Annotated in this window: 11 protein-coding genes; 8 read left to right on the top strand and 3 right to left on the bottom strand. The window is 67.5% G+C overall.

What is annotated here, in order from left to right; genetic code table 11:
• Positions 1 to 12: 12 nt before the first annotated feature.
• Complete coding sequence (locus Q0053_RS00975; RefSeq protein WP_298094778.1) at positions 13 to 1845, top strand: response regulator; 1833 nt, start codon at positions 13 to 15, stop codon at positions 1843 to 1845.
• Positions 1846 to 1931: 86 nt separating this feature from the next.
• On the opposite strand, the gene Q0053_RS00970 is transcribed toward Q0053_RS00975, so the two are convergent.
• Entirely contained in the window at positions 1932 to 2537 is a 606-nt protein-coding gene (locus Q0053_RS00970; protein ID WP_298094774.1) for a hypothetical protein, read from the bottom strand.
• A gap of 104 nt (positions 2538 to 2641) precedes the next feature.
• Between Q0053_RS00970 and Q0053_RS00965 the strand changes: the two genes are divergently transcribed.
• The 3 genes from Q0053_RS00965 to egtB all read left to right on the top strand — a co-directional run bounded on the left by Q0053_RS00965 (position 2642) and on the right by egtB (position 6895).
• The gene (locus Q0053_RS00965) at positions 2642 to 3619 is read left to right on the top strand and encodes a mechanosensitive ion channel domain-containing protein (RefSeq protein ID WP_298094772.1); all 978 of its coding nucleotides are present in this window, start codon (positions 2642 to 2644) and stop codon (positions 3617 to 3619) included.
• 3 nt (positions 3620 to 3622) lie between these two features.
• Complete coding sequence (locus Q0053_RS00960; protein ID WP_298094769.1) at positions 3623 to 4636, top strand: low specificity L-threonine aldolase; 1014 nt, start codon at positions 3623 to 3625, stop codon at positions 4634 to 4636.
• A 99-nt stretch (positions 4637 to 4735) separates the two neighbouring features.
• Positions 4736 to 6895 (top strand): ergothioneine biosynthesis protein EgtB, encoded by a 2160-nt coding sequence (egtB, locus tag Q0053_RS00955; protein ID WP_298094764.1) that lies wholly within the window; start codon positions 4736 to 4738, stop codon positions 6893 to 6895.
• A 56-nt stretch (positions 6896 to 6951) separates the two neighbouring features.
• Here the strand turns inward: egtB and Q0053_RS00950 are convergent, their stop codons facing one another.
• Positions 6952 to 7176 carry a general stress protein gene (locus Q0053_RS00950; protein WP_298094760.1) on the bottom strand — a complete coding sequence of 75 codons (225 nt, stop codon included), beginning with the start codon at positions 7174 to 7176 and terminating at the stop codon, positions 6952 to 6954.
• 217 nt (positions 7177 to 7393) lie between these two features.
• Positions 7394 to 8095 (bottom strand): MBL fold metallo-hydrolase, encoded by a 702-nt coding sequence (locus tag Q0053_RS00945; protein ID WP_298094757.1) that lies wholly within the window; start codon positions 8093 to 8095, stop codon positions 7394 to 7396.
• Between the two features lie 206 nt (positions 8096 to 8301).
• On the opposite strand from Q0053_RS00945, the gene tig reads away from it, so the two are divergent.
• The 4 genes from tig (at position 8302) to Q0053_RS00925 (ending at position 12880) form a co-directional block, all read left to right on the top strand.
• Entirely contained in the window at positions 8302 to 9645 is a 1344-nt protein-coding gene (tig, locus tag Q0053_RS00940; RefSeq protein WP_298094754.1) for a trigger factor, read from the top strand.
• Positions 9646 to 9784: 139 nt separating this feature from the next.
• On the top strand, positions 9785 to 10753 hold the full coding sequence (locus Q0053_RS00935; protein ID WP_298094751.1) for a hypothetical protein: 969 nt from the start codon (positions 9785 to 9787) through the stop codon (positions 10751 to 10753).
• A 109-nt stretch (positions 10754 to 10862) separates the two neighbouring features.
• Positions 10863 to 11756 (top strand): hypothetical protein, encoded by an 894-nt coding sequence (locus Q0053_RS00930; RefSeq protein WP_298094749.1) that lies wholly within the window; start codon positions 10863 to 10865, stop codon positions 11754 to 11756.
• Between the two features lie 134 nt (positions 11757 to 11890).
• Positions 11891 to 12880, top strand: a complete 990-nt coding sequence (locus Q0053_RS00925) for a hypothetical protein (RefSeq protein WP_298094746.1) — start codon at positions 11891 to 11893, stop codon at positions 12878 to 12880.
• The last annotated feature ends 76 nt before the right edge of the window (positions 12881 to 12956 follow it).

Below are 12956 nucleotides of genomic sequence, written 5' to 3'. Positions count from 1 at the left end.
TGGCTGAACGCAATGGTTGAATCTGACGGCTTCGGCAAATCGTCGACCCGCGAGACCGGTGCCGGCGAGGTCGGTGGTGGCGAAGCCGCGCAGGCCCTCCGTGCCATTCTTCAGACCCAGCACCTTCGCTACCTGATCATCTTCACCTGGGCCCTTGGCCTGCTGGCCTCGGTCGGCTTCACCATCGCGGCACTGTGGTTTGTCGGCACCGTCGCCGCCGGTACCCTCCGCGGGGCGGTGGAAAGGCACATCAGTGACCGGGTCGGCGCCGGCTGGGGTCTCGTGTTTCCGGCCGTCGCCACAGCGACCACCGCCGCCTGGGCCGCCGCGCCGCTGCTGGCCTGGTATTCCGGCCATCCCTTCGGCCCCGCACTCGCTGCGACCCTTCTGGTCTGTGGCTATGTGCTGGTCTTCTCCCAGCTTCGTGCCTCGCCCTGGCAGGCCCTTGTCATCTCATCACCCTATGGCGTGGCCGCGGGGATCATCCTGATCAACATGTGGGGCGGCCCCCTGTTCTGGCCCTTCCTGTCGATCCTGCCCCTGACGGCCTCCGGACTCGTCGTCCTGGTCCTGATGACCGTGCTGCGGGAAGAGCGCATCCGGGCCTTTCAGGCGCATCAGGCCCACCTGATCGAGGAACTCGAGGCCGCGCGCGACAAGGCCAATGCCGCCAGCGACGCCAAGACCAACTTCCTCGGGGTCGTCTCCCACGAGCTGCGCACACCGATGAACGGCGTCCTCGGTGCCGCCCAGCTGCTCGGCTCTACCCGGCTGGAGCCGACCCAGAGGGAATATCTGTCGATCATCCGCAACTCGGGCGACAATCTGCTGAGCCTGCTCAACGACATCCTCGACATGACCAAGATCGAGGCCGGCAAGATGACCTTCGAGATCGTCGACGTCTCGACCGAGGACCTGCACAAACGGGTGACAGGCCCGTTCCAGGCCCAGGCCGAGGCCAAGGGGCTGGACTTCAACGCGCGGTTCGAGGGCGAGATCCCCGCTGTCGTGCGCGGCGACCCGCTGCGCATCTGCCAGGTGATCCACAATCTGCTCTCCAATGCGGTGAAATTCACCGACAAGGGCGAGGTGTCCCTGCTGGCGCGGGGCGAGCGGCTGGAGGACGGCCGGGCGCGGCTGGACTTCGCCGTGACCGATTCCGGTGCCGGTATCGCCGCGGACGATCTGGCGCGGATGTTCCAGCCCTTCACCCAGGTCGACGTCTCCTCGACGCGCCGCTTTGGCGGCACCGGTCTCGGCCTGACCATTGCCCGTCGCATGGCCAATATCATGGGGGGTGAGATCAGTGTTGAGTCGACCCTCGGCGAGGGCTCGACCTTCACCTTCTCGGTCGAGGCCGATGTGGTCGAATGGACCCGTCAGACTGCGGCCGAACCCATACACGCCGACATCAAGGACGGCCGGCCGCTCAGCGTGCTTCTGGTCGAGGATCACCCCGTCAACCGCATGATCCTGCAGGCCTGGCTGGACTCTGCCGGCCATATCCCGGCGACGGCAGAGAACGGTCAGACCGGCGTTGAAGCCGCGGGCGAGCAACGCTTTGACCTGATCATCATGGATGTGAACATGCCCGTGATGGACGGCTTGACCGCGACGCGGGCGATCCGCGACGGGCAGGGTCCGAACCAGGATACGCCCATTGTCGTCCTGTCGGCTTCGGCCCGCCGCGAGGACCATGTGGCGGGACTGGACGCCGGGGCTGACGCCTATCTCAACAAGCCCATTGATTTCAGTGCCCTCGCCAAGGTCATCAACCGCGTCAGCGGGGGCCGAGCCGGGGTCCGGGCACTGGTCGACGCCGGCGAAACCGCCGCTGCCGCCTGACCCACGGCCTGCGGGATCTCTTCAGACCCGGGCCGGTTGGATTGCCTCAGCAGGCCCGTGAAGCAAAACCCGCGAGGGTTCCTGCCTCAGCGCCGTCTGTCCCGCCAGGCCGGGTCGTGCTCTCCGGTCAGTCCACACAGCTGAAGGAAGCCGATCACAGCCGCGGTCCGGGCCGGCACGGGACGCGCCAGGAACAGCTGTGGCGCGGCCTCGGCGCGGGCCATCAGCGGCAGGACAACCCACCGGTCTGGAAATCGCCGCACGTCGATGTGCGGGTCAGCCTTGAGGTGCGGACAATATCGCAACGAGCGGTCGACACAGGCCCTGTGCAGCGGCGCGATCGCGCCCGCGTCGACCAGGATCCGGTCGTCCGCAATATCCCCGGGCAAACCGCCACCCCGCCCGTCCGCCCGCAGCCGGCCCGCCGGCACCGGATGCGCCACCTGGGTCCAGCGGTCGGTCGCCGGGGTCGGCTGCCCGCACATCGGGCACCGCATGTCGCGCACCGACAGCCGCTGCCGCACGGCATGGTTCTGCGAATAGAGGGGCTTGCCCAGACCGGGGTTCTCGACCTGCCGGATAGCCAGAGCCCTGCCGACGGAAGGGCAGGGACCGGCCCCGAGCGAGGGTTCACCCGTCCAGCTGGTCACCCAGGGCACATCGACCCCGACCTTCAGTGATGACAGATTCACGGACCCTCCCCGGGGCGATGGTACCCGGCCACCTCGCTCCCCCCGAACGGCGATTGCAACCGTCATGGGCTTCCAAATCGAACCGGAGGCGCTAGACCGCGCATATGGCGACACGCATTCCGATCCTGAGCGAGGTCATCCCGGCCGGTGAAGGGGCCATGACCATCGACGCGCCCATGATCGCGCGGATGACGGATCTGGCCGGCGATCTGGCCGTCAATCTGTCGGTCGCCCTGATCATTCTGATCGCCACCGTTCTGGCGGCCCGATGGATCTCCGGGATCACGCGACGGATGCTGTCGAGGGTCGCCGGCTTCCGCAACGACCGGACGGTGATCAGCTTCGTCGTCCAGGTGGTGAGGGTCGTCGTCTATGTCGTCGGCTTCATCGCCGTTCTGCAACGGCTGGGTGTCCAGACCACGTCGATCATCGCGGTTCTTGGAGCCGCCTCGCTGGCGGTCGGCCTCGCCCTTCAGGGCACGCTGTCCAACGTCGCTGCAGGCGTCCTGTTGCTGGTCCTGCGCCCCTACAGGGTGGGCGATGTGATCGAGGTGGGCGGGGCGACGGGGACGGTCCAGCGTCTCGATCTGTTCGTGACCCAGATGTCGAACGCCAACAATCACAAGATCGTGGTCCCGAACTCCAGGGTTCTGGGCGATGTGATCATCAATCTGACCGGCCAGAAGACCCGGAGAATCGAGGTTCTGTTCGCGGTCGGCTACACCGCCAATCTCAAACAGGCCTGTGCCGTCCTCTCGGGCGTGGCCCGGGCCCACGAAAGGGTGCTGACGGACCCGGAGCCCTGGGTCGGGGTCACTGACCTGCGCGACAGCGCCGTCGAGGTGACCCTGCAGGCCTGGGTCGAGGTGGACGACTGGTGGCAGGTCAGGGCCGACCTGATCCAGCAGGGCAAGGAGGCGCTGGATGCTGCGGGGGTGGAAATCCCCTTCCCGCATCAGGTCGCCGTAGCCTATGACCCCCCTGCACCGGGCCCGGACCCGGTCGAGCAGACGAAACCCGAACCTGAGCCCCAGACACCGCCGCCGGCCCCGCGCCGTCGCCGCCTGGGCCGGAAGGCCTGATCCATGCGTTACGACTTCGGCTCGGACAACACCGCCGGCATGGCACCGGCCGCGCTCGAGGCCCTGATCTCGGCCAATGCGGGCCATGCAAGGGCCTATGGGGCCGATGACGTCACCGCCCGCGCCGCGGACCTGATCCGCGCCCGTCTGGACGCCGACGCCGAGGTCCGGTTCGTCTTCTCGGGTACCGCCGCCAACGCCATTGCCCTGTCGATGCTGGCCTGGCCGCATGAGGCGGTGCTGGCGCACCATGCCGCCCATGTCTGCACCGACGAGACGGGCGCTCCCGGCTTTTTCGGCTCAGGGGTCGGCCTGCTGGGTCTGCCCGGCCTTTCCGGGAAGATCGAGCCTGCCGGGCTTCATGCCGTCCTCGCGGAGCCCGAGGTCGGTCACCGGCAACCGCCGGCGGCTCTCAGCCTGACCCAGTCCACCGAATACGGCACCGTCTATACCGAGGAAGAGCTGCGCCACCTGATCGAGCCGGTGAAACTGCGCGGCCATGGCGTCCATATGGACGGGGCGCGGCTGGCCAATGCCGCGGCGGCGGGCTTCGACCTGACGCAGATCGCGCGGCTGGGCGTCGATGTGCTGGTGTTCGGCGGGGCCAAGGCCGGGGCCAATTGCGCCGAAGCCATCGTCATGTTCGACAAATCGCTGGCGCGCCGCATCGACAACCGGCTGAAACAGGCGGGTCAGACCGCGTCCAAGACCCGTTTCCTCTCCGCTCCGATCCTGGGCCTTCTGGAGAGCGGTGACTGGGAGGCCGGGGCCGCCCACGCCAATCTGATGGCGCAGCGGCTTGCCGCCGGTATCGCCGGCGGCTCGCCGTTTGTGCTGGCCCATCCGGTCGAGGCCAATGCGGTGTTCGTGCGAATGCCGCCCGAGGCGCATCAACGTCTCAACGAGGCCGGCTGGGCCTGCTATCGCTTCGACGACGGCTCGGTCCGGTTCGTCTGCTCCTGGGCGACGCGGGTCGAGGCCGTGGATGAACTGCTGCAGGCGATCGCAACGCTTTGAGCGCGACGGTCATTGAGCGGTCGCCACGGCTTGCGTGGAGAGACCAAAGCATGACCCTTCTCGCCTCCTGGCGATGGATCGGGCGCCTGAGGGACTGAAATGAACGCACCGTCTCGCAGCGCCGACCGTACCTCTGAAGATCTGAAGGCCTACCGGGCCGTACGGGCTGCGATGCCGGGCCTTGCGCAAGGATTGAGCCCTGAAGACCTCGCTGCCCAGTCCATGGCGGACTGCAGTCCCGGCAAATGGCATCTGGCCCACACCAGCTGGTTCTTCGAGGCCATGATTCTGGCAGACGAGCCGGGCTACCGGCCGGTCGATCCGCGCTTCCAGACCCTGTTCAACAGCTATTATGAGACGCTCGGACCGCGGGTAGACCGGCCCCGTCGCGGCCTGATGACCCGGCCGTCACTCGACGAGGTGCTCGCCTATCGGCGCGAAATCGACCGCCGGATGGCGGCCTGGCTGGGCGAGGCGCCGAACGATGCGCGCCGGCTCTATCTGTTCACCCTCGGCCTGCATCACGACCAGCAGCATCAGGAGCTGTTCCTGATGGACATATTGAACCTGATGGCGCTCTCCCCGCTGGATCCGGCGGCCTTCGCGACAGAGCCCCGGGCCTGCCCGGCGCAGCCGGCGAGGGGCGGGACCAGCCGCTTCGATGGCGGCCTGGTGGAGATCGGCCATGCCGGCACCGGTTTCGCCTTCGACAATGAGGGGCCGGCGCATCGGGTCTGGCTCGAACCCTATGCCCTCGCCAATGATCTGACGACCAATGCAGACTGGATCGCCTTCATGGACGATGACGGCTACGGCCGTCCCGAGCTTTGGCTCTCCGACGGCTGGGCGACGGTCCAGGCCCAGGGCTGGCAGGCCCCCCTCTACTGGCAATGCGAGGATGGTCACTGGACGACGATGGGTCTGTCGGGGCGCACGCCCGTCGAGCCGGCCTCTCCGGTCCGCCACATCAGCTTCTATGAGGCCGACGCCTTCGCCCGCTGGGCGGGCAAGCGGCTGCCGGGCGAGGCGGAATGGGAGCATGCGGTCCTTTGTCGTCCCGAGGCCTTTGCCAATGCCTTCGGCGAAGTCTGGCAGTGGACGGCCAGTGCCTATGCCCCCTATCCGGGCTTCCGGCCGACAGAGGGCACGGCGTCCGAATACAACGGGAAATTCATGGCCAACCAGATGGTGTTGCGCGGCTCCAGCTTCGCCACGCCCGACGGACATGCCCGGGTCAGCTACCGCAATTTCTTCTATCCGCATCAGCGGTGGGCCTTCGCGGGCCTGCGGCTGGCCGAGGATGCGCCGGCGCCGCGGGTCCGGTCCACCGATCAGGGCGAGACGGCCGGCTTCCGTCGCGATCTGGTCGCGGGACTTACCCGATCACCCAAGGTGGCATCGCCAAAATGGTTCTATGACGCCGAAGGCTCCCGCCTGTTCGAGGCCATTACCCGTCTGCCCGAATACTATCCCACCCGGCAGGAGGCGGCGCTGCTGCGGCGCGTGGCACCGGAATGGGCGGCGCGGTTCGGCCCGGGCGCGGTCCTGGTCGAGTTCGGCTCGGGGGCCAGCGAGAAGACCCGGATCGTCCTCGATGCCGCCCCCGACCTCGGGGTCTATGTGCCGATCGACATCAGCGCCGATGCCCTTGACGCTGCGGCCCTCCGGATTGCGGGGACCTATCCGGCGCTGACCGTTCACCCGCTGGTCGGCGACTTCCTGCATCTGGGCGCCTTGCCTGCCGGCGTAGGGCAGGGGCGGCGCGTGGGCTTCTTCCCGGGCTCGACCATCGGCAATCTCGAGCGGGACGAGGCGATCGCCTTCCTTGCGGCGGCGCGCGGCCTGCTGGGCCCGGACGCCCTGTTCATTCTGGGGGTCGATCTGGTCAAGGCCCCGGAAACGCTGATCGCCGCCTATGACGATACGGCGGGCGTTACCGCCGCCTTCAATCGTAATCTGCTCGTCCGTGCCAACCGCGAGCTCGGCGCAGGGTTCGACGTCGATGCCTTCACCCACCGCGCCGCCTGGAATCCGTCCGGGGCCCGGATGGAAATGCACCTCGAAGCGACCCGGGACATGACGGTTCTGCTAGACGGACGCCGGATCGCCTTCCTGCGCGGCGAAACCATCCATACCGAGAGCTCGCGGAAATACACCGGGGATTCGGTCCGCGAACTGGCCGCGGCGTCCGGTTGGCGGGTGGCCGGATTCGAGGCCAGCCCGGACCCCTCGGTGGCGCTGGTGCTGCTCGAGGTCTGATCCGGGAGCGGCGACCCGGGCGGCGACCGCCTGTTTCAGTGCCTCCGACCGGTCCTCTAGTCGGTGACGGTGGGTGTCACGCGGGGACGGGCACCGTGCGAGGCTTCACCGCCCTTGCGGCCGGCCTCGGCCGCCAGACGGCGATCCTGCGAGAAGCTGCGCTTTTCGCCCGGGACGCTGGCACCACCCTTGCGGGCGATCTCGCGCTGACGTTCCGGGTCCATGGAGGCGAAGCCCCGTCTGGAGACGCCGGAGGCTTGGGGGGACGGACCTTGAGCCATGGGAGGGCCCTTTCATGGCGGCGATGGCGGTTCCGGGGATGAACCCTCGGCATCGTTTCCGGTTCCGGGTCGGTGGCTCTGCAATCGTCAATGAATCGCGGGGTTTGGAGGGGCCGCGCGCATTCGGCCCCTCACGGCCGGAGCGCGCCTGCGCCGCTGCTTTCCGGGTATTTCTTCAACCGCGCCGGCCGGACCCATGATTGGTCCGGGTGTCGGGTCAGGAAGGTCCGGACGCGGGCCGGGCGATCGGCGTCCCGCGCATGGCGGCGTCCGAAACAAAGGGATTGCTGCGCCGCTCGGCCCCGAAGGTCGAGGTCGGTCCGTGGCCCGGCACGAAGGTCACGTCGTCGCCCAGCGGCCACAGCTTGGTGGTGATGGCGTGCAGCAGGCTGGCGTGGTCGCTGCGCGGGAAGTCGGTGCGTCCGATCGAGCCCTGGAACAGGACGTCCCCGACCTGGGCGAAGCGGGCCTCACGGTTGAAGAAGATGACGTGGCCCGGCGTGTGACCGGGACAGTGCCGGACCTCCCACGTCGTATCCCCCAGCGTCAGAACGTCGCCGTCGGCCAGCCAGCGGGTCGGCGTGAAGCTGCGCGCCTCGGGCAGGCCGTACATCCTGCCCTGGGTCGGGATGCCGTCGATCCAGAACTGGTCGTCAGGATGCGGACCGATGATGTCCAGCCCGGTCTTCTCCTGCATCTCCGCCGCGCCCCCCGCATGATCGAGGTGGCCATGGGTGATCCAGATGGCGTCCAGGGTCAGCCCCTGCTTGGCGACAGCCCCCAGCAGGCTGTCCACCGACGCCCCCGGATCAATGATCGCGGCCTTCAGGGTCTTGCGGCACCAGACGAGGGTGCAGTTCTGCTGCAGGGGCGTGACCGGGAAGACGGCGACACCGATCGGGGAGGGTGAGGGACTCATGCGTTCCAGATAGCGCGCCGGCGTCCTTCCCGAAACCGTCCCGTTGCCGGCGTCTCACGTTGACCTTTCGGGCGGTCCTCGACATAAGGGCGGGCTTCAAAGGTGCCGCCTCCCCGGAAACGGATTTGGGGCGGCCCTTTTTGTTTTACCCACACAGCGCTGCGCCCGCCCCAAGGGTGCCGCCCCAGAGCGTCAGAATCCCGACCATGCAAGTCGTCGAAAAGTCCAACGAAGGTCTCAGCCGCGTGATCGCGGTGACCATTCCTGTCGCCGAGCTGAACCAGAAGCTGGACGCCAAGCTCAAGGAAGTCGCGCCGCAGATGAAGCTCAAGGGCTTCCGTCCCGGCAAGGTCCCGATGTCGCACGTCAAGAAGACCTTCGGCCGCGACCTGATGGGCGAGATCGTCAATGATGCGCTGAACACCTCGAGCCAGAAGGCCCTCGACGACGCCAAGGTGCGTCCGGCCGCGCCCGCCGAAATGAAGCTGACCTCCGACATGGAAAAGGTCATCGCCGGCACGGAAGACCTCGCCTACGAAATGTCGCTGGAAGTCATGCCCGACTTCACCCCGACCGACATCAAGAAGCTGAAGCTGGAACGCCCGACCTATGAGGCGACCGACGCCGATCTGGACGAGGCCCTCACCGAACTGGCCGGCCAGGCCAAATCCTATGAGGACAAGAAGGGCAAGACCGTGAAGGCCGCCGAAGGTGACGAAGTCACCATCGACTTCCTCGGCAAGCTGGACGGCGAGCCCTTCGAGGGCGGTGCCGCCGAGGACACCCAGCTGGTGATCGGCTCCAACCGCTTCATCCCGGGCTTCGAAGAGCAGCTCAAGGGCACCAAGGTCGGCGAGGAAAAGGTCCTGAACGTGACCTTCCCGGCGGACTACCAGGCCGCCCATCTGGCCGGCAAGGCCGTGACCTTCGACGTCAAGGTCAAGGCCATCAAGGCCGAGGCCCCCGCCGTCATCGACGAGGCCTTCGCCCAGCGCATCGGCATCGAGTCGCTGGACAAGCTCAAAGAGCTTCTGCGCACCAACCTGAACCAGCAGTACACGGGCGCGGCCCGCTTCAAGCTGAAGCGCGCCCTGCTCGACGCCCTGGACAAGGCGCACGACTTCCCCCTGCCGCCCAAGATGGTCGAGGCCGAGTTCGACGGCATCTGGCAGCAGGTCCAGGCCGACAAGGACGCCGGTCGCCTGCCGGAAGAGGACGCCAAGAAGTCCGAGAAGAAGCTCAAGGACGAGTATCGCAAGATCGCCGAGCGCCGCGTGCGCCTGGGTCTGGTGCTGGCCGAGATCGGCCGCGCCAACAACGTCCAGATCACCGATCAGGAACTGAACAACGCCATCATGAACGAGGCCCGCAACTATCCGGGCCAGGAGCGTCAGGTGTTGGACTTCTATCGCCAGAATCCCAATGCCGCCGCCCAGATGCGCGCCCCGATATATGAGGAAAAGGTCTGCGACCTGATCTTCGATACGGCCAAGGTCACCGACACGCCGATCACCAAGGAAGAGCTGCTCAAGGAAGACGACGACCTCTAGGGTCGGCATCCAGCCTGACGAAATTGCCCCGTCGCGACCCCGTCGCGGCGGGGATTTCGTTTCCGGTATGGCCGTGCGCGTGTTTCCGGCCGGCCGGAACACTGATAGGCTCCGTGTCCAGTCAGCCCGGAACCCGCCCATGTTGTATGCCCTTCTGGCCGCGGCCCTTCTGGCGTCGCCCCAGTCCGCGCCGGCCGCCCAGACGCCGCCCGTTGCGCAGGCACCGGTCCGTCTTGAAGACGTGGTGGTCGACGCCCGGCGGCTGGAAGACACTACGGAAGACTATGTCGACGAGGTCGCCGCGCCCGCGCGTCGCCGCGGTCTGGCCCGATGGAAGGATGGCCTGTGCGTCGGCGTCGCCAATCTCGAGAATGAGACCGCCCAGTATCTGGCCGACCGGGTTTCCGACGTCGCCCGCAGCCTCGGCCTGCGTGCCCATGAGCCCGACTGCCATCCCAGCGTCCTGATCATCGCCACCAGTGACGGTCCGGGCTTCACCCGGGAGTTCGTGGCCATGCGCCCGCGGCTGTTCCGCGTCGGCGGGGCGGGCATGGATCGCGGCGGGGCGGAACTGCGCGACTTCATCCGCGAGGAGCGGCCGGTTCGCTGGTGGCATGTCAGTTTGCCGGAGGACAGCGAGACCGGCGAGGCTGTGGTCCGCTTGCCCGGCTCCATCAGCGGTTCCGGGGCCGAGACCGGCGGGACGTCTGCCCAGCAATATGCGCCGCAGACCCGGGTCCAGATTCCGTCCCGCCTCAACGACCAGACCGAGGACGTCCTCAAGCGGGTGTTCATTATCGTCGATGTGGATGAGCTGAACGGTGCCAGCCTCCAGCAGCTGGGCGACTATGTCGCCATGGTCGCCATGGCCCAGGTCAATCCCGACGCAGACACCGGTCGTTTCGACACCATCCTGAACCTGTTCGATGACCCGGCCACAGCGCCCACCGGCCTGACCGGCTGGGACCGGGCCTATCTGGACGGCCTTTACGACCCCCAGTCGGAAACCCACCGCATCAACCAGCGGGCCCAGGTCCAGGCCGTCGCCTCCGCCATCGCCAGCGCCTATCGGGGTAGCTCGGCCGGGTCTGACGATCTTGATCCCTGAGGCCGCGCCGGGGACCCTGTCCGGACACGCTCGTCCGCGCGGGATCAGCGCCCCGGTCCGGCCATGATGTCGATCTAGGTCCAGCAACGGCTGTTTGAGGGGGTCCATTATGTCATTTCTTGCCTTGGCGCTGGCGGCTGGACTGCTTTCGCAGACCCCCGGTCAGGCTCAGGACCCTGCCAGCGGCCCGGTGGCGGAGTTGGGCGATGTCGTCGTCGAGGGCCGTCGGCTGAGGTCCGTCGTCCAGAGCTTTGTCGGTGAGGTGACAGCCCCGGCGACCAGCGACCGCGGGCCGGCACGCTGGAACGGTCCGGTCTGTATCGGTGTGGTCAATCTTCGCGCGGAGGTCGCCCAGTATATCGTCGACCGGGCGTCTGACGTCGCGCGTGAGCTGGGGCTGGAAGCCGGTGAGCCGGGTTGTGCCGCCAATGTCCTGATCATCGCCGCCGCCGACGGCCAGGCGGTTGCCGACGGTATCGTCGAGGAGCGCCGGCGGGCCTTTGTGCCCGGCGGCTCCGGCATGACGCGCACCCTGAGTGCCTTGGAGGATTTCCGGACATCCGATGCGCCCGTGCGGTGGTGGCATGTCAGCGCGCCCGTCGATTCCGAAAGCGGCGAACTGGCCACGCGCCTGCCGGGCCGGGATGCCCCGCAGATCGCCGTATCCCGTGCCTCACGCATCCGGACGGACATCCGCGACGACCTGTTCAAGGCCATCATCGTCGTCGACATCAGCAAGGTGGACTCGATCTCCCTCCCGCAGCTGGCGGACTACTGCACCCTGATCGCCCTGGCCCAGGTCGATCCAAAGGCCGAGGTGGCGTCGTTCGAGACGATCCTGAACGTCTTCATCGACCCGACCATTACCGGTCTGACGAGCTGGGACCGGGACTATCTGGCGGCCCTCTACGGGATCGAGCAGAACCGTCTGGGGTCCGCCCGTGGTGGCGAGATCGTCGATCTGATGATGCGCGGCGTGCGCGCGGACCCGGTCGAGGACTAGGTTTCCGAAGACCCCGGCGACGGGTGTGACGGGCCTCAAATCGGTCGAAAGCTGTGACCCAAGGTTGAGTTGTCCTGATTGACACGCCAGCATGGCGGAGTCACGGTAGTCTCGCATTGTCTGCGGAGGCTGCCATGTCGTCCTTGTCCGCCAGTCTGGTCCTGACCCTTGCGCTCTGGTCCGGCGCGGTCCCGGCGCAGGCGGTCCCCCAGACCCCCGCTGCCCGGACCTCCGCTGCCCAGACCCCCGCTGCCCAGACCCCCACTACCCAGGGATCCACCCAACTTGGTGAGGTCGTTGTCGAGGGTCGACAGCTTGAGGCCCTGATCCGCAATTTCGTTATCGACGTCTCCCAACCGGCGAACAACCGCGGTCTGGCCCGCTGGAACCGGCCGGTCTGCGTCGGGGCGGTCAATCTGCGGTCCGAGGTCGGCCAGTACGTCATCGACCGCATCTCGGACGTCGCGCGTGAGCTGGAGGTGGAGGCGGGCGAGCCCGGCTGTCGGCCAAACGTTCTGATCGTGGCCGCCGTCGACGGTGCGGGCCTGGCCTCGGCCCTCGTCGAGGACCGGCCGCGCAATTTCGACCTGCGCCACAACGGCACCGACGCAGGGACCCGGGCTTTCCGGAACTTCAGGACAGGCGACCAGCCGGTGCGCTGGTGGCAGATCAGCATGCCGATCGATTCAGAGACCGGCACCCGGGCTGTGCGCCTGCCGGGAGACATCAGTCCATCAACCGGCGCTCCCGCCGCGCCGAGCATCAATGTCTTCGCCGCCTCGCGCCTGAGGACCCAGATCCGCGACGACATGGTGCGCTCCGTCATCATCGTCGATGTCGACCGGTTGGCCGGGGCCAGTCTGGTCCAGCTGGCCGACTATCTGGCGCTGGTTGCCCTGGCCCAGATCGATGCGGAGGCGGACACGGCCCCCTATCCGACCATCCTGAACCTGTTCGCCGATCCGGCCTCGGCCTCGGCAGGGCTGACGGAATGGGACCGGTCCTATCTGACGGCCCTGTATGAGCACGACCAGCTGCGCATCAACCGCAACAGCCAGGTCCGCGCCGTGGCCGAGGCCGTGACCCGCGACCGGCGCGAGGCGGCCGGGGCTGCAGCGGAGTGATCGGGCTTTCCTGACGCCTTCGCGCCTTGCGTCAACGGTTCGGCAACGCGATATCCTGTCCAAGAGGGGGAGCGAC

The organism is Brevundimonas sp., from assembly GCF_027487935.1.
In the GTDB taxonomy this organism is placed as follows: Bacteria; Pseudomonadota; Alphaproteobacteria; order Caulobacterales; family Caulobacteraceae; genus Brevundimonas.
Note: the sequence above shows the minus strand (reverse complement) of the source record. Positions and strands in the feature narration are given on the sequence as shown.